The sequence below is a fragment of the Micromonospora sp. AP08 genome (assembly GCF_008085935.1).
GTDB lineage: Bacteria > Actinomycetota > Actinomycetes > Mycobacteriales > Micromonosporaceae > Micromonospora > Micromonospora chersina.
Window position 1 is genome coordinate 144,125 of sequence record NZ_VSEZ01000001.1, and the last position, 17,485, is coordinate 161,609.

Below are 17,485 nucleotides of genomic sequence, written 5' to 3' on the forward strand. Positions count from 1 at the left end.
TCGCCGGATGCGGCATCTGTCGGGAGGCGCCGGTCAGACGGGTTCGCATTGCGGGCGGAGGGGGCCTGGGTGTTTGCCGCGGGCGACCCTGGGTAGGCACGGTCGGTGAGCGCCCCAGAAACGGAGCTCGGCACCCGATCGGACACCAGCCGTGCCGTGGCGTTCAGCGACGCCATCTTCGCCATCATCATCACGCTGCTGGTCCTGGACCTCCGGGTGCCGGACGTCCCGCCCGGCCGCCTCCTGTCCGGACTGCTCAGCCAGTGGCCGTCGTACGTCGCTTATCTCGCGTCCTACTCGTACGTGGCCGTCGTCTGGCTCAACCACAAGGCGGCGTTCAACCGCATCCAGCAGACTGATCGCGGCCTGCACTGGATGAACCTGCTGGTGCTGTTCACCACGGCGCTGCTGCCGTTTCCGACCATCGTCGTGTCGCACGCCCTGCAGGAGCACGACAACGCGGACCAGCGCGTGGCCATCGCCTTCTACGCGCTGGTCGGCGCGTCGCTGTGCGCGACGTGGCTGGCGTTCTACCACTACCTGGCCAAGCACCCCGACCTGCTGAAGGAACAGGTCAAGCACGAGTTCTTCCGCGTCGAGCGGATCCGCGCCCTCGCCGGGGTCCTCCTGTACGCCCTCGCGGGGGTGCTCGGCTACCTGGTGACGCCGCTGGTCGGCCTCGCCATCTTCCTCCTTCTGCCCGCCTTCTACGGCGTCACCAGCGCCGGCCTGTACCAGTTTCGGGTGACCCGCCGGATCAGGCACCGCCCTCCGCCACCATCCGGCTGAGGGCGGGCGGACCGCCGTTTCACCCCGGCGGGCGCGGGTACCCGCCGCATTCAGGTTCGAGAGGGGATCCCAGGTGAACTACACCGAGTTCATCCAGTCCGTGGCAGCGCGACCGAAGGTTCCGCCGGGGCAGGCGGAACCGATCACCCGGGCCACGCTCGAGACGTTGGCAGAACGGATCACTGGCGGCCAGGCGAGGGACCTCGCTTCTCAGCTCCCTGAGGAGCTGCGAGGGCTGGTGGACAGGCCCACTGAAGATCCGGAACGGTTCGGGCTCGCCGAATTCTTCCAACGGGTGCAGTCGCGGGCCGGCGTGGATCGCCAGGTGGCCACCGACGCAGTACGGGCGGTGCTGGATACCCTTCGTGAGGCGGCCAGCGCGAAGGAGTACGGAGACCTGGTCGACCAGCTGCCCCAGGAGTTCTGGCAGTTGACCGGGCCGGGGACGGGACAGCTCCAGCCCCGCCGGGTCGGCACCTGACCGGGCCGGTCGGCGCCCGGCTCGACTCCGGATGTCTCGCCGGGTTCGCCGAGTGAGCCGGCGGTCCCGAACCGATCCGCGAACGGCTACAGCATCTCCAGCGGTTGCGGGCCGGCCGGCGGCGGGAACGCCGTGTCGAGTGCCGCCACGTCCTCCTCGCTCAGATGCAGGTCGCGAGCTTCCGCGTTCTCCCGGGTGTGTTCCGGGTTGGACGATCGGGGGATGGCCGCAATCCTGTCCTGCCGCAGTAGCCAGGCCAACGCCACCTGAGCGGGCGTGGCCCCGTGCCGGGCGGCGACCTCCGCGATCTGGGGATGGCCGAGCAGTCGGCCCTGCTCGATCGGCGAGTACGCCATCACCGGGATTCGGTGCTCGCGTAGCCACGGCAGCAGGTCGTACTCGGGACCTCGGCGGGTGAGGTTGTACAGGATCTGGTTGGTTGCGCAGGAGTTTCCGCCCGCCTCGAGCAGCTCCGTCATGTCGGAAAGATCGAAGTTGCTCACGCCCCACTGCCCGATGTCACCAGCGTCGACGAGTTCGGCGAACGCCTCGATCGTCTCCGCGAGTGGATGGCTGCCGCGCCAGTGCAGCAGGTAGAGGTCGATGTGGTCGACGCCGAGTCGTTGCAGGCTGCGGCGGCAGGCCTGCACGGTTCCCCGTCGGCTGGCGTTGGACGGCAGCACCTTGTCGACCAGAAAGACGTCGGCGCGTCGTCCGATGATCGCCTCGCCGACGAGTTCCTCGGAGGCGCCGTCACCGTACATCTCCGCAGTGTCGATCATGGTCATGCCCAGGTCGAGCCCGGCGCGTAGGGCGGCTAACTCGTCTTGCCGCCTTTCGGGGCGCTCACCCAGGTACCAGGTTCCCTGGCCGAGCACGGGCATGGTCTGGCCGGATGGCAGCTCGATCGCGGCGGCAGCGAGGGTCATGGTGGGCCTTTCGGGAGCCTGGGTACCAGTGGGTCGAGTGCGTTACCCGCTGCGGCAGGAAGCACGCTCGTAGCGCGACCTTCCTCCGCGCAGGCCCTCTGTGAGCGGCGGGCATATAGGCGGATTGTCCACCCTTGAGTGGCGTTCGGTGGCCTGTTTCCCGGTGCCGACAGCGGGAAGGCGACCCCGAGCGAACGACGCGCCGCCGACGGGGCGGCGCCGCGAAGGGAAGGCCGCAGAGATGGCGCAGAGCCAGCAGCCACTGACCGGCAAACGAGTCGCTTGCCTCGCCGCCGACGGGGTCGAGGACGTGGAGTACACCCAGTCCCGGGCCGCCGCGGAGCAGGCGGGGGCCGAGGTCCACCTGATCTCCTTGAATTCCGGCGAGATCCAGTCAATGAACCAGGACATCAACCCGGCCAACCGCTATCGGGTGGACCGGACCGTGAACGAGGCCAATGCGGCCGACTACGACGCCCTGCTGCTGCCCGGCGGGACGGTCAACCCCGACCGGCTCCGGATGAACCCGCAGGCAATGGACTTCGTCCGGGCGTTCTTTGAGCAACAGAAGCCGGTGGCGGCGATCTGCCACGGCCCCTGGTCGTTGGTCGAAACCGGCATGGTCAACGGCCGGACCGTCACCTCGTTCCCCAGCCTGCGCACCGACATCCGCAACGCAGGCGGGAACTGGGTGGACCAGCAGGTACAGGTTGACAGCGGCCTGGTCACCAGCCGCAGCCCCAGCGACCTTCCGGCCTTCTGCGCCAAGATGGTGGAGGAGTTCGCCGAGGGCAAACATGTTCGCCAGATGGCGACAGCCTGACCCGATGGTGCTCCGGGCCGGGAGGATCAGCCGGCCCGGAGCCCCGGCCCGGCGGGTATCCCGCCAGCCATGCTTTCCGCGGTGGGCTCGGTGTGACTGATCGGGGTCGGGTTCAGACGGGGACTTCGGCGCTGAGGACGATCGTGCGTTCCTCAGGCAGGTGAAGGAACTCGGCATGACTGGCAGCGTTGTGGGCGAGGCCGATGAACAGGCGTTTACGCCAGGTGGCCATGCCGGGTCTATGCGTGCAACGGAGTGTGATCCGCGAGACGAAGTAGGAAATGCCGTCGAGGTCGAGTTCTTTGGCGAGGGGATGGGCGGCGGCGCGGCGAACCACCTCGGGGAAATCGGTCGGGTCCTGGAAGCCGAAGACCGCGGTGATGTGGAGGACGCCGTCATTGGGATCGCCGAGATCGTCGATGGTCAGGCGCTGATCCCACGGAATATGCGGGATGTTCGCGGTACGACCTGTAATGATCACAATCGTCTGATGTCGGACGTGGTTGTACGCGACGTTCGCGCGCAGCGCCAGGGGCGTCGTCTCCTTGTTCGGGTGGGGAAACACGGCGGTGCCTGGCACCCAGGGGATGTTCGTCGCGTGCAGGGTGTCGATGAAGTCGGGGAGCGGCCCTTCCCGTTCGATCCGCCGGGCGGTGACCAGTTCGGCGCCACGCCGCCATGTCAGCAGGACTGTGAAGACGACGATCGCGATCAGCAGCGTCAGCCAGCCACCGTGGGTTACCTTGGCCAGGTTCGCGGTGAAGAAGGTCAGCTCGATGCTGCCGGCGACGACGGCGAACACCGCGACCTGCCACGTGGCCCAGCGCCACAGCATCCGCGCGACGACGAGGAACAGGGTCGTGGTGATCAGGAAGGTGCCGGTGACCGCCACCCCGTACGCGGCGGCAAGGTTCGTGGATGAGCCAAACGCGAACGTGACCACCAGGACCGCCACGAACAGACCCCAGTTCACGCCCGGGGCGTAGATCTGCCCGTACTCGCGGCGGGAGGTCTGTCGGATGCGCAGGTGCGGCAGGAAGCCCAGGCGCATGGCCTCCCGGGACACCGAGAACGCTCCGGAGATCACCGACTGGGACGCGATCACGGTCGCCACGGTGGCCAGGACGACCATCGGGAGCTGCGCCCAGGCCGGCAGCAGCAGGAAGAACGGGTTGTCCCGGCTTTCGGGTGCCCGCAGGATCAACGCGCCCTGGCCGAGGTAGTTGAGTGTCAACGCGGGAAACACGATCGCGAACCACGCCCGGCGGATCGGGGCGCGGCCGAAGTGACCCATGTCCGCGTAGAGCGCTTCGGCGCCGGTGATCGCCAGCACCACGGCGCCCATCGCGACGAATGCGATGACCGGGTGGTTCAGGAAGAACGCGGCCGCGTAGGTCGGTGACAGGGCGGCCAGGATGCCCGGGTGCCGCAGCACCTCGGCCGCGCCGGCGACACCCAGACAGGCGAACCAGAGCAGCATGATCGGCCCGAACACGGAACCGACCCGTCCCGTGCCCCACCGCTGGATGGTGAACAGCAGGGTGAGGATCACCGCCGATGCTGGCAGCACCACCACCGCCCACTGCGGAGAAACGACCTCCAGTCCTTCCACCGCGGACAACACCGAGATCGCTGGGGTGATGACGCTGTCGCCGTAGAACAGGGCAGCGCCCAGAGCCCCCAGCGCCAACACCGTTGCGGCCCGTTTCGCGTTGGCCTTGAGCAGCGCTCTTCGAGCGAGGGCGGCCAGGGCCATCACCCCGCCCTCGCCTTCGTTGTCGGCTCGAAGGATGAAGATGACGTACTTGACCGACACGATCAGGATGATCGACCAGAACACCAGCGAGATCACGCCGAACACGTCGGGCCTGTCCGGGACCAGGCCACGGTCGAGAGTGAAGACCGTCTTCAGCGCGTAGAGAGGGCTGGTACCGATATCGCCGTATACCACCCCCAACGCGCCCAGTAGCAACCCCAGCCCCGCGGCCGGGCGACCGGCGAGCGATGCCTGAGAGGCTGTCCCGCCATCCTCGGTCGGCCCCTCGCCGCCCGCCGCAGGCTCTTCGTTGTTCGCTCGCTCCGTCACCTCACAGGCATACCAACCCGGAGCCGCCCCTACCCCAGACCGAAATTCGGTCACCCTGTCGAATGACGCCGGCGATTCGCGCACCCGGGTCAGAAACGGGCCAACGGACCTCGCCTTCTCACTTCGATCGCCAGGAACCCCAGGCAGACTGCGGTCAGCGCGGCAAGCGCGCTCAGCGCCGGTACGTGAACGGTGGCGAGCGCCAGTGCGGTGATCACCACCGTCTGGGCTGTCCGTTCCGCATGGGGGCGGTCGGCATGCCGCCGACCGCTGATTGGCTCTCGACCCGGAACGGCGGAGCAACGAAACTGGCGACCTGATGCCGTACTCGGGAGACTTGTGATGCAGGTAGCGGTGATCACCTTCGACGGGTTCAACGAGCTCGACAGCTTCATCGCCGCCGCGCTGATCAACCGGTGCCGCAAGGACGGGTTGGCGGCCTTCATCACGACCCCGACGCCGGTGGTCACGTCGATGAACGGCGTCGAGGTGACCGGGCAGCGCCCGATGGAGTTCGTGACCGAAGCAGACATCGTGCTGATCGGCAGCGGGGTGCGGGCGCGAGAAGTGGTCGCCGACGATCAAATGCTCTCCAGGCTGCCGCTCGACCCGACACGACAGCTGATCGGTGCGCAGTGCTCCGGCGCCCTGGTGCTCGCCCGGCTCGGGTTGCTCGACTCCATGCCCGCCTGCACGGATATGAAGAGCCGGCCGTTCGTCGAGGCCTGCGGCGTTACCGTGCTGGACGCGCCGTTTCACGCCGAGGGCAACATCGCCACGGCCGGCGGCTGCCTGGCGTCGCAGTATCTCGCCACGTGGGTGATCACCCGCACGCTCGGTGAGGGCGCCGCGCGCGACGTCATCGGCTATGTGGCTCCGGTCGGCGAGAACCAGGAGACCGTCGAGCGCGCCCTGCGCGCCGTCCACGCCGGTGAGTTCGTGTCGAGTTGACGCCCGGCGGTCGCGGACGGCGACCGCGCGAGGCTGGAGGCCGGCCGGGTGTCGCCCGCCCCGTGCGCATGCCTCGTCACTGGTTGCCGCGCGGCACCCCACCCGGGTCCGCGGCCGGATTCTCGTCGGCGGGGGAGGGGCCGCCGGCCCCAGGCCGGCCCGCGAAGCCCACGCGGCCGCGCAGCGCCTGCTCGGCGAGGGCGTCCCGGACTGACCGTCCCGCTGAACGAAACGGCGCCGCCGTCGACGAAGTCCACTGACCGGAGCGGGTTGCCCGTGGCCGCCCGCTGGACGGCCGGGCAGCGTCGGTCAGCGGGCCTTTCTGGTCGCCCGCTTGCGGGGCGGCGTCAACAGCTCGGCGATCGCCGCGATAGCGGACGGCACCAGTCGGTAGTACGCCCAGACGCCCCGCTTGTCCCGCTCCAGCAGACCGGCCTCGGTGAGGATCCGGAGGTGATGGCTGACGGTCGGCTGGGAGAGGCCGAGCGGCGTGGTGAGGTCACTGACGGACGCCTCGCCCTCGGGAGCGGACTGGATCAGGCTGAGCAGTCGCAGCCGGGCCGGGTCGGCGACGGCCTTCAGCACTCCCGCGAGCCGTTCGGCGTCGGCGCGCTTGATCGGCTCACCAGCAAGCGGCGAGACAGCAGGTGCGGCGGTTTTCGGGGTTCCCACGTCATGCATCGTGCCACCAACACCATCAATGCGCTGGCAGAACCCGTGACCGAGCCACCAACAGTCCCCGGGCAGGGTCCTCGGCATGATGATCTGCGGGCCGGAGGGGCTTGCGAGCGTGTCGGCCGCCGGCGGCGATTGGAGGGGCAGTCGGACGTCGACGTCAGGCCGGGACTGGCGGGTGCCCGCCCCGGCCTGACGTCGACTCAGCTCACCTGTTCAGGAGTGGTTGCCAGCCGTCGCGGTAGCGCAGGCCGCGGGGTTGCAGTCGGATCTGGTCGTGGACCGTCCCGGAGACCGGCTCGGTGCGAATCACCTGGGGCCGGTCCACCACGACGCACACGTCCTCGCCCGGCCACCACCAGCCGCAGGAGCGGGCCAGGTCGGCCCAGGCGTCGAGGTGTTCGGCCTCGTCCGGCCCGTACCGGGCAAGGCCGAGGCGGTGCAGCACGTCGTAGTAGGCGATCCATGAGGCCTCCTGCTGCCCGTACCAGCACACGGGTACCGGGCCGTCGCCAGCCAGCGCCGCACGCACGGGTAGGCAGTACCCGTGCGCGAGGCTGCGGTGCAGTGCCGTGCGTACGCCCTGGTGCAGCACGACAGCGAGCGGAACGCCGCTGTCGAGCGCCCGCAGCGGCGCCAGTTCGGGCCATGGTTCTTTCGTCTTGCTCGTGCGCACGGGCGACAGCTCGGGATCGGTGTGAGTGACGCCCGCGCTCAGCGTGCCACGTAGCTGGGAGGCGATCATGGCAATGTCGCTTGCCGGCGGTGGCGTCCCGCGCGGCCGGGGGGCCCGGATGCGCTCGTAGAGTTGATCGAGGGTGGGCCAGTCGGTGATCAGGGGGCGTGCCTTGTCTGGCGAGTCGACCCATTCGAACCGGGGTCGCGGCCGCGATGCCCTCGCGTAGATGGCGGTCAGGCAGCGTTCGGCGGTCGACCGGTCCGCCGGCTGCGTGGACAGGGCGTGGTCGAGCCATTCCTGGCGGATCCGGATGGCCTGCTGCCACAGGTCGTGAGGCTTGCCGCTGCGAACGGCCTGTGAAGGTTTCGCGGCGTCGGTGCGCCGCGCGGGGGCGCTCACCGCGCCAGGGCGTCGCCGCCCTTCCGGTAAGAGATCATGGAACGACTATGGCCCGTGGGGCGGCACCGGCGCAAGCCGGTTCTCCACCTGCCGCCTGCCTCCACGGACGTTGCCGACGATCGGGCGTGATGGGGCAGGCCGGCTGCTCAGAGCGACGGGCCGCGGTCCGTGGCCCGCTCCGGGCGAGGCCGGGTAGCGATCGCGTAGCCGGTGGTGGTGACGCCCAGTGCCACTCCCCAGCAGAGGAACACCAGCAGGGTGGCGGTCACCGCCCACCCCTCACGCACGTCCGACCACTGCGTGTCGCCGGTGAGAACCTGCCGCACGAGCACGGCGATGCTCAAGACGCCGTAGGTGACCAGCGTCAGCGCCACCAGCGGGAGCCCGATCGCTCCACGGGTGATCGTGGGCGGGCCGGGAGGTCAGGACGGGAAGCGGTCGGCCATGTCGTGTCGGTTGGTCGCGGCGAACCAGCCGCGAACCTGGGGGCGGCCGGCGAGAAAGAGCAGCGCGACCGCCACGAGCATCTTTGCGACGTTGACCGCCCGCAGCCACCAGGGGAACGGCTGGAACAGGGTCAGGCCGGAGCCGAGCAGCACGATCACCGAGATGAGGACCACCTGCCGGTACGCCTTGCGCTGGCCCATCTGCAATCCGTGGATCAACCACAGGTAGGCGAGCGCGACCAGCGCCACGGGCAGCACCTTGGACCACACCGAGGAGCGCATCGTCTCCCGGGCGGCGGCCAGGTCGGTGCCGGCCGGCAGGTCGAGGTGGGCGAGCCGGTAGTCCAGCAGCTGCTCCTGGAAGACCAGCATCAGGCCGGCGAGCAGGGCGCTCAGGGCCAGGTTGGCGAGCATGAGCACGACCATGCGGCGCACGTGCGGCGGCGTGGTCGCAGCGGCGTCGGGGTCGGTGGTGGGAGCGTCCGGTGTTGTCATCGGCAGGGATCAGATCACACGACGGTCTCCCGCGCCGCCCCGGTCTCCCGGCCGCCCGCCCAGGCGCCGACCTCCCCGGCGAGGACCCACCCCCACGCCGCGTCGATGATCGGCCACACTCCTACCGTGCGAAACGACCTCGACCAGATCGCAGCGGCGTTCGTCGGCACGCCACTGGCCGGCCTGCCGATCGGGCACGGCCCGGCGGGCACCGTCCTCGTCGCCGACGTCGACCCCCATCGCCTGCACGAGGCCTGGCGGGCTGCCGACGCACTGGTGCCGGTCCTCGGACGCCGGCCCGTCCTGGTCACCGACGACTTCGACGGCACGCTGAGGATCCGGCCGGAGCCCGACCCGGGTCCGTCGGAGTCGGAGCTGCGCACGTTCGCCGAGGCGGCCGAGGCTTCCGATCCGTGGCTGATCTACCGCCACTACAGCGAGGACGACGTGGTCGACGAGGGTGAGGTCGAGTACTGCGCGCGTGGCGTGGCCGGCGTCGACCTGACGGCCCTGGTGTCGGACGTGGCGCTGCCGGCTGAGCGTCCGGCGCTGGAGAGGACGCTGTACGACCGGCTGCTCGCCGACGCCGACCTGCACACCCGGGTGTCCGCCAGGGCGCGGTTCGTGACGCAGACCGACTACTGGTACACGCCGAACAGCGTCCTGCTCATGCTGCTGCCCACCAGCGACGTCCGCAGCTCGGGGTACTGGGTGGCCTTCTACGGTGCGCTCACCCGGGAGTACCAGCGGAGGCTCGCCGAGGTGTTGGCGCAGTGGCGTCACCGGTGGGACGCCCGCCTGGTCGCGTCCTGGGGCACCATGCTGCAGTTCCAGGTGGGTCGTCGCCCGACGCCGGGGGACGAGGCGTGGACCGCGGCCGGCCAGCTCAAGGCGCTCGCCCCGAACCTCGACCTGCACCGGTGGGAGGTCGCCGTCGCCCTGTCCGCAGGTGACGCGTGGTTCGTGCACAACCGGCCCTGACGAACTCGACCATCTCCCGCACCCCGGCTCAGGCCACGAGCAGGCGGAGACCGAGCTCCGCCGTGTCGAGGGCGACGATGTCGCGGTTGCGCTCCGCCCAGCGGCCGGAGGAAAGATCTTCGCGCAGCGTGCTGACGGCCCGTTGCTCCGCCTGCGGTCCGACTCTGGTCCATACCGAAACCGCACGGCGTACGCGTTCGTCCAGGTAGGCCTCAGGCCGCCGCCAGTACGCCTCGAAGAAGCCGTCGGCGCAGTCCCACGGGACCAGCACCGGCTCTGCCCGTCCTCCGATGGCGCGGGTCAGGTCGGCCAGGGACGGCCAGCCGACGAGGAGTTCTGCGAACTCCGGCAGGTAGTCGCGGGTGAGCCAGAACCGCTGACGCCAGCCGGTGTCGTCGGCGTCGTACGTGAACACCACCACGCGGCGCGCCACCCGCCGCATCTCACGCAGCCCGGCGACCGGGTCAGGCCAGTGATGGACGGTGCTGACCGCCATGGCCGCGTCGAAGGACTGGTCTTCGAACGGCAGGCTCTCCGCGGCGGCGGCCACGCACGGCGCCGCGCCCGCGGGACGCTGCGCCCGCATGACCGCCGACGGCTCCACCGCCGTGACGTCACGGTCCGGTGGTTCGTAGGAGCCGGTGCCCGCCCCGACGTTCAGCACCGTCCGTGCGTCCCCCAACGCATCCCAGATGCGCGCGGCGATCCGGGGCTCGGTGCGCCGCGTCGCCGGGTACGCGGATCCGATGGCGTCGTACAACTGCGCGCCGAACATTTTCAGCTGCTCCTCGGGTGTCGTCCGGATTCCCATGGCTCGTGCCTCCAGTTCCCTGTCGATGGCCGTCACCATGGCGGCAGCGCGGTCGCGCTGGTCCATGAGCAGGCCGCGCAGCCGGCACAGGTGCGCGACCGCGTCGGTGGCCGGATCGTCGACCAGATCCGCGATCTCCCGCAGTCCGAAGCCGAGCCGCCGGTAGGCGAGCACCTCCCGGAGCCGCTCCACATCGCTCGCGGAGTAGGCCCGGTGCCCCGCTGCGGTCCGCGTGGACGGCTCCAGGAGGCCGATCTCGTCATAGTGGTGCAGTGTGCGGACGCTGACGCCGGCCAACTCCGCCACACGCCCCACGGTCAGGTGCTCCTCCACGCCACCGACTATGTGCCCTGACGCCGCGTGAGGAGCAAGTGTTTAGCCCGGGCGTTCACCTTCCGCGCTGGTACCGGGCCGGCCCTGACCGTCGGTCGGGCCCGGTCCCGAGCGACCGCGCGCGGACCGCGGCATGGTGCAGCCCGGCCCGCGGCCACCGTGCCTGTCGCCGCGGCTCAGGCCCACGGCGGCGGCCCATGGCGCGATCTGTCCGCGGATGATGCCCGGCCCCCTGGGTGATGAGCCGTTCGGGGCGAGCGCCGTCGACGACGACCGAGAGCGGGACGGGCCAGGAAATTACGCGAGAGGACGGGTCGAGCGGTTGCCGGCATGCGTCCCGCTCCACAGCGGCGAGGCAGGAACGGCAGTGGACGCGGCGGAACGGGAGAAGGGGAAGGCGCGTGCCGCGAAGGACCCAGGGCAGCACGACATGAGGACGCGTAGACATGAACTCTCCGAAGACCTGACGGAAGGCATGGGAAAAGAGCCGACGGCGACGTCGGCGACCGATGCGCGGGCACGGTGTCAGGTCTAGAGAGCAGGCGGCGTCACGCGGGGTGAAGTCCTCTGTGAGTGGGTCGGACACGAAGAACAAGTGACACGGTAGGGCGGGACGGCCCGGCGAGGCCACCCACTTTCGTCCTGCTGCCGAGCACTGGCGCCGCCCTGCGATCATCGGTGCCATGCGCAAGATCGCCGTGACGGTGGCCGCTGTCCTGCTGGTGTCGGGCTGCACCGGCGAACGCGTCGGCACGAGCACCGCGCCAGCACCCTCGGGACCCGCCGCGACCGCCGCAGGCGGGTCGCCCGAAGCCGTCGGCACCGGCGCGCCGGCACCGGCCTGGCGCCTGGCCACGCTGCCGGAGCTGGCCCGGCCGACGAGCGTGCTGTGGGACGTCGTGACGGTGGACGCCACGCACGCGTGGGCCGTCGGGAGCGAGGCCTACTCGCCCGACCAGCCGAACGACAGCGGCACCCCGTTGATCCTCCAGTGGGACGGGACGCGCTGGGCACGCGGGGCGCTCCCGGCGACCACCTGGCACGGTCGGTTCGACCTCGTCGCGGCCGACTCGCCCTCGAACGTCTGGGCCGTCGGCAGCACGGCCGCCGCGGGCCCGGAGGACCAGGAGACGCACGTCCTGCACTACGACGGAACCGCCTGGCGCGAGGTGCCCCTCCCGAGGCGGAACAGCAGAGGCTACGCGCTGATCACCGGACTCACCGTCGCGGACGGACACGCCTGGCTGGTGGGCAACCAGCTCAGCGACGTGATCATCGAGGAGTGGGACGGCCGGTCCTGGCGGTCGCACCGGTCGCCCGCCGAGTGCCGCGCCGGAGGCACGTCCTTCGGTGGTATGCCGAACTTCTGCACCTTCACCGCCATCAGGGCCTTCCGCTCGGATGACGTCTGGGCCGCCGGCAACGGTGCGTGGCAGGGGTTCAAGGGCCCCCTGCTGTTCCACTGGAACGGCTCAGGCTGGCGTACGGTTCCGGTGGGCATCAACGACCAGGAGTCCTCGTTCACGGCGCTCGCGGGTCGCTCGTCCGGCGAGCTGTGGGCGGTGGGGAACGGTGGGTTGGCCGTGCGCGGCGGCGGTGGCTCCTTCGAGATCCTCCGGGACGCGCCGGCAGGCGCGCTGCCTGACGTGGCGACCGACCTGGCCGGGGTGCCGTGGCTCATCGACAACTCCCCGGCGCCGAGCGCGGCGCTCGCCACGTTCAGCACGGGCGGGTGGGTCGGCACGCCCGCGCCGCAGCCGGCGGGCGCGGTCGGCATGAGCCTGCACGGGATCACCGGGACCCCGGGCAGCCCGCTGATGTTCGCGGTGGGAGCGGTCGATCTCCCCACCAACCCGCGCTACCTGCGGGCGGTCGTCCTCGAGTACGTGCCAGCCCCGTCGACCGAACCGGGCGCCTGACCCGAACCAATTCACCGCGGAAGCGCGGCGGTTAGGCTGGACGGATGCGGGAGGCGGTGTCCGGGAGTGACGTCGATGACTGACGCGGACGACATCCGTCACCTGGCGCTGGCGCTGCCTCACGTGGTCGAGATCGACAGTGAGGGCTTCGACTTCCGGGTCGCCGACAAGGGTTTCGTCTGGTCCTACCCCGAGCGCAGGCCCGGCACGTCGCGCCGCATCCGGACCGACATCGCGGTGCTGTACGTGGGCGACGAAGCGGAGAAGCAGGCCCTGCTCCTCGGTGAGCCCGACCTCTTCTTCACCACGCCCGCGTATGACGGGTTGCCCCTGGTCATGCTGCGGTTGGCGCAGGTGAGTGTCGATCGGTTGAGGGAGCTTGTAACCGACGCGTGGCGCATGCGGGCCCCGGACGCGCTCGTCGGTGACCTCGACGACTGCGTCGACCCGTCGAACCCGGACCTGAGCGGAGCGCATCCCACCTGCTGACCGCTGGCCTACCGGCGGTGGTCACGTGTGGGGACGGCTGGTGATGCCGTCCAGGACGGTGACGAGGTTGTGGTGGAAGGTCTCCTCGGCGTCGAGGTGGGCGCCGTCGACGACGAGCCGGGCGACGGTGGGGTAGCGGCCGGTTTCGAGCATGCGTGTCAGGTACGGCCCCAGGGCGGCCTGCCAGGCGGACACGTCGGTGCCGGTGGAACGGGCGGTGCGTCGCTCGGTGATCTCCCTGCGGAGCGCTCCGACGACGAACGCGTTGAGAGCGCCCAGGGCCCGCTGGAGATCGTCGATACTGCGCACGCCGGGGGCCTGGCTGAGCGCCGCGGCTGTCGATTCGCCCACGGCGAGCGCGTGCGGTCCCAGGTGTGGCCTTGCGCCGAGCAGGTCGGCGAACCATTCATGCTCGAGGGCGACTTCGCGGGTCCGGTGGACGATGGCCAGGACGGTGGCGCGCCACCCGGAGTGCTGGTCGGCCTCGGCGATCCGGGCGTACACGGCGTCGACCATCAGGTCGAGCAGTTCGGATCTGTTGACCACGTAGTCGTAGAGCCGCATCGGACCGACACCGAGCTCTTTGGCGATCTTGCGTACCGACAGCCCGTCGAGGCCGTGTGCGTCGGCGAGCCGGATCGCCGTGGCGGCGATCTTCGCGCGGCTCAGCGGCACGGGCGCCGCCCGGGGCTGAGGCTCGGGCCGTTCCCAGACGGGCAGCGGTGCGCTACCGTACGGCGTATCCACGAGATACAGCGTACGGCAAGGGAGCTCTTGATGCGAATCGCGATCGCCGGCGGTGGCCTCGGCGGCCTGACGCTGGCCCGGATCCTGCACCGGCACGGCATCGACGCGGTGGTCTACGAACGCGAGGCGAGCCGGTCCGCGCGAGCACAGGGCGGATCGCTCGACCTGCACCCGGAGTCCGGACAGCGGGCCCTGGCCGCGGCGGGCCTCGCCGGCCGGTTCCGGTCCGAGGCGCGGCCGGAGGGTGAGGAACACCGGATCCTCGACCCGGCGGGACGCACCCTCGTGCACCACAGGCCAGCGCCCGGCTCGTTCTCCGGACGTCCCGAGATCGACCGCCGCGCACTGCGTGACCTCCTGCTCGATTCGCTCCCCGGCGACGCGGTGGTCTGGCGGCACCGGCTCGTCGCGGCGACGCCACGGTCCGGCGGGGGCTTCGAGCTGACGTTCGACGGCGGCCGCCGCACCGACTGCGACGTCCTGGTCGGCGCGGACGGCGCGCGCTCGGTCGTCCGGCCGCTGCTGATCGACGCGACACTGTCCCCGGTGGCCACCGTGGTGGAGCTGAGCATCGGCGACGCCGACCGGCGCCACCCGGACCTCGCCGAGCTGGTCGGCCCCGGGAACCTCTGGTGCATCGGCGTGAGCCGGATCCTGTCGGCGCAACGCCTCGGCGACGGCAGCATCCGGGTCGGGATCTCCCTGCCCGCGGACGATCGCCACCTGGACGCTTTCCGCAGCGGGCGCGCTCTGCTGGACATGTTCGAGGGCTGGGACCGTAGGCTCACCGCACTCATCGAAGCCGCTGACGGCCCGCCGACCCCTCGGAGGATCGAGGCCATGCCCACCGGTACGCGCTGGGCCCACCGGCCGGGCGTCACGCTCATCGGTGACGCCGCGCACCTCATGCCTCCCGTCGGCGAGGGCGCCAACCAGGCCATGCTCGACGCCGCCGAACTCGCCGCCGAACTGGCCGGCAACCCCGCCGACCCCGACTCGGCGATCCGGGCGTACGAGCAGGCGATGTTCGCCAGAATCCACCCGATCGCCGAGATGTCCGCACGGGTCCAGGCGATGATGCTGTCGCCCAGCGCGGCCGAGGACACCGTGCGCTTCTTCACGCCACGGGCCGCCGAGCCGGCACCCGTGGACTGACAGCGCCGCGAGACGACACCGTCAGGTGGTGAGGGCGGCGGCCAGCCGCAGGGTCGCCGCTCGTAGCCGGTCCGCCCCGACGTCGTCGAGGGCCGCGCGCACGTGCTCGGCGGCGAGAGCGGCGAGCAGGGTGTGCGCCTCCGCGGCCGGATCCGGGCGGCCCGCGAGGAGCAGGGTCACGTGCTGGTGCCAGAACCGGTACGCCCCGATCCGGTACCGGGCGCCGGGCGCCGCGGTCTCCGAGATCCGGACCAGGTCTAGGTGGTCGAGCAGATAGTCCAGGTACGCCTCGACGAAGGCGTGCAGCCGGTCCCGTGCCGGCGGCGGCGCGTCGGCCGGGCCGGGCCCGAGGGGCGCGGGGCCGAACAGGATCGCCTCCTGGAGCGCGCGCTCGTGGGTGTCGAGCAGGGCGGTGGCCAGCCCTGCCTTGTCCCCGAAGCGCCGGAACAGGGTGCCCTTGCCCACTCCCGCGGCGGCGGCCACCGCCTCCATGGAGACCCCCTCGACGCCGTGCTCGCGGAAGAGGGTCGCGGCGGCGTCCAGCACCGCGGCGCGGTTGCGGGCCGCGTCCGCCCGCTCGCGCGGGGGTGTCGTACGCAACTCGACGAGTTCGGCCGGGGGAGTGGCATAACCGGACCGCGGTCCGCTATCGTTCCGAGGCATAAACGGACTGTAGTCCACTTCTCTGGAGGTTGTCATGACTGCCCGGATCAGCCGCGAGGAACTGCGTACCGCCATCGACGCGGGGACCGTCACGGTCGTCGACGCGCTGGGCGGCGAGTACTACGCCAAGCAGCACCTGCCCGGCGCCGTCCCGCTGGTCGAGGCCGAGGTGGCCGACCGCGCCGGTGAGCTGTTGCCGGACCGGAACGCGCCCGTCGTCACCTACTGCTCCAACCCGGCCTGCCCCAACAGCGGCCGGGTGGCCGATCGCCTCACCGCGCTCGGCTACACGAACGTGCGCAAGTACGCCGAGGGCATCGAGGACTGGGTGAGCGCCGGACTGCCCACCGAGTCCGGGGCGCTCACCCGCTGAGGCGGCGCGGGGAGGTCGTGCCCGCGACCTCCCCGCGCGGGGCCCGCCCGCTCTCCCTCCGCAGGTCCTCCGTCTCCTGGACCAGGTAGTGCGGGCGGTGTGAGATCCCTCGCCGGCGGGAAGGCCGCGCACACCCGGAGGTGTTGTGCGGCACGTGCCGAAGACGGATGTGGTGGTGGTCGGAGCCGGGCAGGCGGGCCTGTCCAGCGCGTACCACCTGCGCTCCTCCGGTCTCGACTTCGCCGTCCTGGACGCCGACCGGGCACCCGGCGGAGCCTGGCAGCACCGCTGGCCGACCCTGCGCATGGCGACCGTGCACGGGATCTTCGACCTGCCCGGGATGCACTTCACGCCACCGCCGCCGGACGAGCCGGCGGCCGACGCGGTGCCGGCGTACTTCGCCGACTTCGAGCGGGAGTTCGGCATCGACGTGCAGCGGCCGGTCGCCGTCACGGCCGTCCGGGACGCCGGCGACGGTGGGCTCCTCGTCGAGACCGACAGGGGCACCTGGACGACCCGGGCACTGATCAACGCCACGGGAACGTGGACCAGGCCGTTCGTGCCGTACTACCCCGGACAGGAGACCTTCCGCGGGCGGCAGCTGCACACCGCCCACTACCGGGGCCCCGCCGAGTTCGCCGGGAAACGGGTGATCGTCGTCGGGGGCGGAACGTCGGCCGTGCAGCTCCTGGTCGAGATCGCCGACGTCGCGGCGACGACGACCTGGGTCACCCGCCGCCCGCCGGTGTTCCGGGACGGGCCCTTCACGCCCAACTACGGCCGCGAGGTGGTCGCCACGGTCGACGCGCGCGTCCGCGCCGGCCTGCCGCCGGGGAGCATCGCCAGCGCGAGCGAGCTGGCGTGGACCCCACAGCTGCGCGAAGCCCGGGAACGCGGCCTCCTCGTACGCCGGCCCATGTTCGACCGGATCGTCCCCGACGGTGTCCGGTGGCCCGACGGCGCGGCACAGGACGCGGACGTCATCCTCTGGTGCACCGGCTTCCGGCCGGCGCTCGACCACCTGACCCCGCTGCGGCTGCGCGGGCCCCGCGGCGGCATCGTCGTGGACGGCACCCGGGTGGTCGCCGATCCCCGGATCCACCTGGTCGGCTACGGGCCGTCCGCGAGCACGGTCGGCGCGAACCGCGCCGGGCGGGCGGCCGTCCGCGAGCTGCGCGCGCTCCTGGCGGCGCCGGCGGACCCGCACGGCGTCGCCGCGTAGCTTCCGGGGAGGGCCGACCGCGGGCGTGGCTACCATGAG

General features: G+C 71.1%; 20 protein-coding genes. 10 read left to right on the forward strand and 10 right to left on the reverse strand.

Annotated elements, in window-relative coordinates; translation table 11 throughout:
- Nucleotides 1-105: 105 nt before the first annotated feature.
- Both FXF50_RS00605 and FXF50_RS00610 read left to right on the forward strand, forming a co-directional pair.
- The gene (locus FXF50_RS00605; protein ID WP_222865957.1) at nucleotides 106-789 is read left to right on the forward strand and encodes a TMEM175 family protein; all 684 of its coding nucleotides are present in this window, start codon (nucleotides 106-108) and stop codon (nucleotides 787-789) included.
- A 73-nt stretch (nucleotides 790-862) separates the two neighbouring features.
- Nucleotides 863-1,270: a DUF2267 domain-containing protein gene (locus FXF50_RS00610; protein WP_148425225.1), complete on the forward strand. Its 408-nt coding sequence runs from the start codon at nucleotides 863-865 to the stop codon at nucleotides 1,268-1,270.
- 86 nt (nucleotides 1,271-1,356) lie between these two features.
- On the opposite strand, the gene FXF50_RS00615 is transcribed toward FXF50_RS00610, so the two are convergent.
- The gene (locus tag FXF50_RS00615; protein ID WP_148425226.1) at nucleotides 1,357-2,199 is read right to left on the reverse strand and encodes an aldo/keto reductase; all 843 of its coding nucleotides are present in this window, start codon (nucleotides 2,197-2,199) and stop codon (nucleotides 1,357-1,359) included.
- 241 nt (nucleotides 2,200-2,440) lie between these two features.
- Between FXF50_RS00615 and FXF50_RS00620 the strand changes: the two genes are divergently transcribed.
- Nucleotides 2,441-3,022: a type 1 glutamine amidotransferase domain-containing protein gene (locus FXF50_RS00620; protein WP_148425227.1), complete on the forward strand. Its 582-nt coding sequence runs from the start codon at nucleotides 2,441-2,443 to the stop codon at nucleotides 3,020-3,022.
- Between the two features lie 112 nt (nucleotides 3,023-3,134).
- Here FXF50_RS00620 and FXF50_RS00625 read toward each other — a convergent pair whose 3' ends face one another.
- Together FXF50_RS00625 and FXF50_RS29615 are read right to left on the reverse strand one after the other, a co-directional pair.
- Nucleotides 3,135-5,108 (reverse strand): potassium transporter Kup, encoded by a 1,974-nt coding sequence (locus tag FXF50_RS00625; RefSeq protein WP_148425228.1) that lies wholly within the window; start codon nucleotides 5,106-5,108, stop codon nucleotides 3,135-3,137.
- A gap of 89 nt (nucleotides 5,109-5,197) precedes the next feature.
- A complete protein-coding gene (locus FXF50_RS29615) occupies nucleotides 5,198-5,326 on the reverse strand; it encodes a hypothetical protein (protein WP_255509812.1) in 129 nt (42 codons plus the stop codon).
- Nucleotides 5,327-5,462: 136 nt separating this feature from the next.
- Here FXF50_RS29615 and FXF50_RS00630 point away from each other — a divergent pair, with 136 nt between their 5' ends.
- Nucleotides 5,463-6,059 carry a DJ-1/PfpI family protein gene (locus FXF50_RS00630; RefSeq protein ID WP_255509813.1) on the forward strand — a complete coding sequence of 199 codons (597 nt, stop codon included), beginning with the start codon at nucleotides 5,463-5,465 and terminating at the stop codon, nucleotides 6,057-6,059.
- A gap of 309 nt (nucleotides 6,060-6,368) precedes the next feature.
- Here FXF50_RS00630 and FXF50_RS00635 read toward each other — a convergent pair whose 3' ends face one another.
- The 4 genes from FXF50_RS00635 to FXF50_RS00650 all read right to left on the reverse strand — a co-directional run bounded on the left by FXF50_RS00635 (nucleotide 6,369) and on the right by FXF50_RS00650 (nucleotide 8,753).
- Nucleotides 6,369-6,740: a helix-turn-helix transcriptional regulator gene (locus FXF50_RS00635; RefSeq protein WP_148425230.1), complete on the reverse strand. Its 372-nt coding sequence runs from the start codon at nucleotides 6,738-6,740 to the stop codon at nucleotides 6,369-6,371.
- A gap of 202 nt (nucleotides 6,741-6,942) precedes the next feature.
- Nucleotides 6,943-7,812 (reverse strand): DUF6745 domain-containing protein, encoded by an 870-nt coding sequence (locus tag FXF50_RS00640; RefSeq protein ID WP_255509814.1) that lies wholly within the window; start codon nucleotides 7,810-7,812, stop codon nucleotides 6,943-6,945.
- A 146-nt stretch (nucleotides 7,813-7,958) separates the two neighbouring features.
- Nucleotides 7,959-8,186 carry a hypothetical protein gene (locus FXF50_RS00645; protein ID WP_148425231.1) on the reverse strand — a complete coding sequence of 76 codons (228 nt, stop codon included), beginning with the start codon at nucleotides 8,184-8,186 and terminating at the stop codon, nucleotides 7,959-7,961.
- A 48-nt stretch (nucleotides 8,187-8,234) separates the two neighbouring features.
- Nucleotides 8,235-8,753 carry a hypothetical protein gene (locus FXF50_RS00650; RefSeq protein WP_148425232.1) on the reverse strand — a complete coding sequence of 173 codons (519 nt, stop codon included), beginning with the start codon at nucleotides 8,751-8,753 and terminating at the stop codon, nucleotides 8,235-8,237.
- Nucleotides 8,754-8,879: 126 nt separating this feature from the next.
- Between FXF50_RS00650 and FXF50_RS00655 the strand changes: the two genes are divergently transcribed.
- Nucleotides 8,880-9,734 (forward strand): DUF4253 domain-containing protein, encoded by an 855-nt coding sequence (locus FXF50_RS00655; protein ID WP_148425233.1) that lies wholly within the window; start codon nucleotides 8,880-8,882, stop codon nucleotides 9,732-9,734.
- Between the two features lie 28 nt (nucleotides 9,735-9,762).
- Here the strand turns inward: FXF50_RS00655 and FXF50_RS00660 are convergent, their stop codons facing one another.
- On the reverse strand, nucleotides 9,763-10,878 hold the full coding sequence (locus tag FXF50_RS00660; RefSeq protein WP_148425234.1) for a MerR family transcriptional regulator: 1,116 nt from the start codon (nucleotides 10,876-10,878) through the stop codon (nucleotides 9,763-9,765).
- A 683-nt stretch (nucleotides 10,879-11,561) separates the two neighbouring features.
- Between FXF50_RS00660 and FXF50_RS00665 the strand changes: the two genes are divergently transcribed.
- Nucleotides 11,562-12,797 (forward strand): hypothetical protein, encoded by a 1,236-nt coding sequence (locus tag FXF50_RS00665; RefSeq protein WP_148425235.1) that lies wholly within the window; start codon nucleotides 11,562-11,564, stop codon nucleotides 12,795-12,797.
- A 75-nt stretch (nucleotides 12,798-12,872) separates the two neighbouring features.
- Entirely contained in the window at nucleotides 12,873-13,286 is a 414-nt protein-coding gene (locus tag FXF50_RS00670) for an MmcQ/YjbR family DNA-binding protein (protein WP_187399449.1), read from the forward strand.
- 21 nt (nucleotides 13,287-13,307) lie between these two features.
- Here the strand turns inward: FXF50_RS00670 and FXF50_RS00675 are convergent, their stop codons facing one another.
- Nucleotides 13,308-13,961, reverse strand: a complete 654-nt coding sequence (locus FXF50_RS00675) for a TetR/AcrR family transcriptional regulator (protein WP_255509815.1) — start codon at nucleotides 13,959-13,961, stop codon at nucleotides 13,308-13,310.
- A 102-nt stretch (nucleotides 13,962-14,063) separates the two neighbouring features.
- Between FXF50_RS00675 and FXF50_RS00680 the strand changes: the two genes are divergently transcribed.
- Nucleotides 14,064-15,188, forward strand: coding sequence for an NAD(P)/FAD-dependent oxidoreductase (locus tag FXF50_RS00680; protein ID WP_148425237.1), 1,125 nt, complete (start codon nucleotides 14,064-14,066; stop codon nucleotides 15,186-15,188).
- A 21-nt stretch (nucleotides 15,189-15,209) separates the two neighbouring features.
- Here FXF50_RS00680 and FXF50_RS00685 read toward each other — a convergent pair whose 3' ends face one another.
- Nucleotides 15,210-15,851: a TetR/AcrR family transcriptional regulator gene (locus tag FXF50_RS00685; RefSeq protein ID WP_148425238.1), complete on the reverse strand. Its 642-nt coding sequence runs from the start codon at nucleotides 15,849-15,851 to the stop codon at nucleotides 15,210-15,212.
- A gap of 34 nt (nucleotides 15,852-15,885) precedes the next feature.
- On the opposite strand from FXF50_RS00685, the gene FXF50_RS00690 reads away from it, so the two are divergent.
- Nucleotides 15,886-16,224, forward strand: a complete 339-nt coding sequence (locus FXF50_RS00690; protein ID WP_148425239.1) for a rhodanese-like domain-containing protein — start codon at nucleotides 15,886-15,888, stop codon at nucleotides 16,222-16,224.
- Between the two features lie 154 nt (nucleotides 16,225-16,378).
- The gene (locus tag FXF50_RS00695; RefSeq protein ID WP_222865958.1) at nucleotides 16,379-17,446 is read left to right on the forward strand and encodes an FAD-dependent oxidoreductase; all 1,068 of its coding nucleotides are present in this window, start codon (nucleotides 16,379-16,381) and stop codon (nucleotides 17,444-17,446) included.
- Nucleotides 17,447-17,485: the final 39 nt, after the last annotated feature.

Bases quoted from the DNA above. Each gene is read 5' to 3' on its own strand.
- FXF50_RS00615 (WP_148425226.1), bottom strand. From the start codon at position 2,199: ATGACCCTCGCTGCCGCCGCGATCGAGCTGCCATCCGGCCAGACCATG.
- FXF50_RS00620 (WP_148425227.1), top strand. From the start codon at position 2,441: ATGGCGCAGAGCCAGCAGCCACTGACCGGCAAACGAGTCGCTTGCCTC.
- FXF50_RS00635 (WP_148425230.1), bottom strand. From the start codon at position 6,740: ATGCATGACGTGGGAACCCCGAAAACCGCCGCACCTGCTGTCTCGCCG.
- FXF50_RS00650 (WP_148425232.1), bottom strand. From the start codon at position 8,753: ATGACAACACCGGACGCTCCCACCACCGACCCCGACGCCGCTGCGACC.
- FXF50_RS00665 (WP_148425235.1), top strand. From the start codon at position 11,562: ATGCGCAAGATCGCCGTGACGGTGGCCGCTGTCCTGCTGGTGTCGGGC.
- FXF50_RS00670 (WP_187399449.1), top strand. From the start codon at position 12,873: ATGACTGACGCGGACGACATCCGTCACCTGGCGCTGGCGCTGCCTCAC.
- FXF50_RS00680 (WP_148425237.1), top strand. From the start codon at position 14,064: ATGCGAATCGCGATCGCCGGCGGTGGCCTCGGCGGCCTGACGCTGGCC.
- FXF50_RS00685 (WP_148425238.1), bottom strand. From the start codon at position 15,851: ATGCCTCGGAACGATAGCGGACCGCGGTCCGGTTATGCCACTCCCCCG.
- FXF50_RS00690 (WP_148425239.1), top strand. From the start codon at position 15,886: ATGACTGCCCGGATCAGCCGCGAGGAACTGCGTACCGCCATCGACGCG.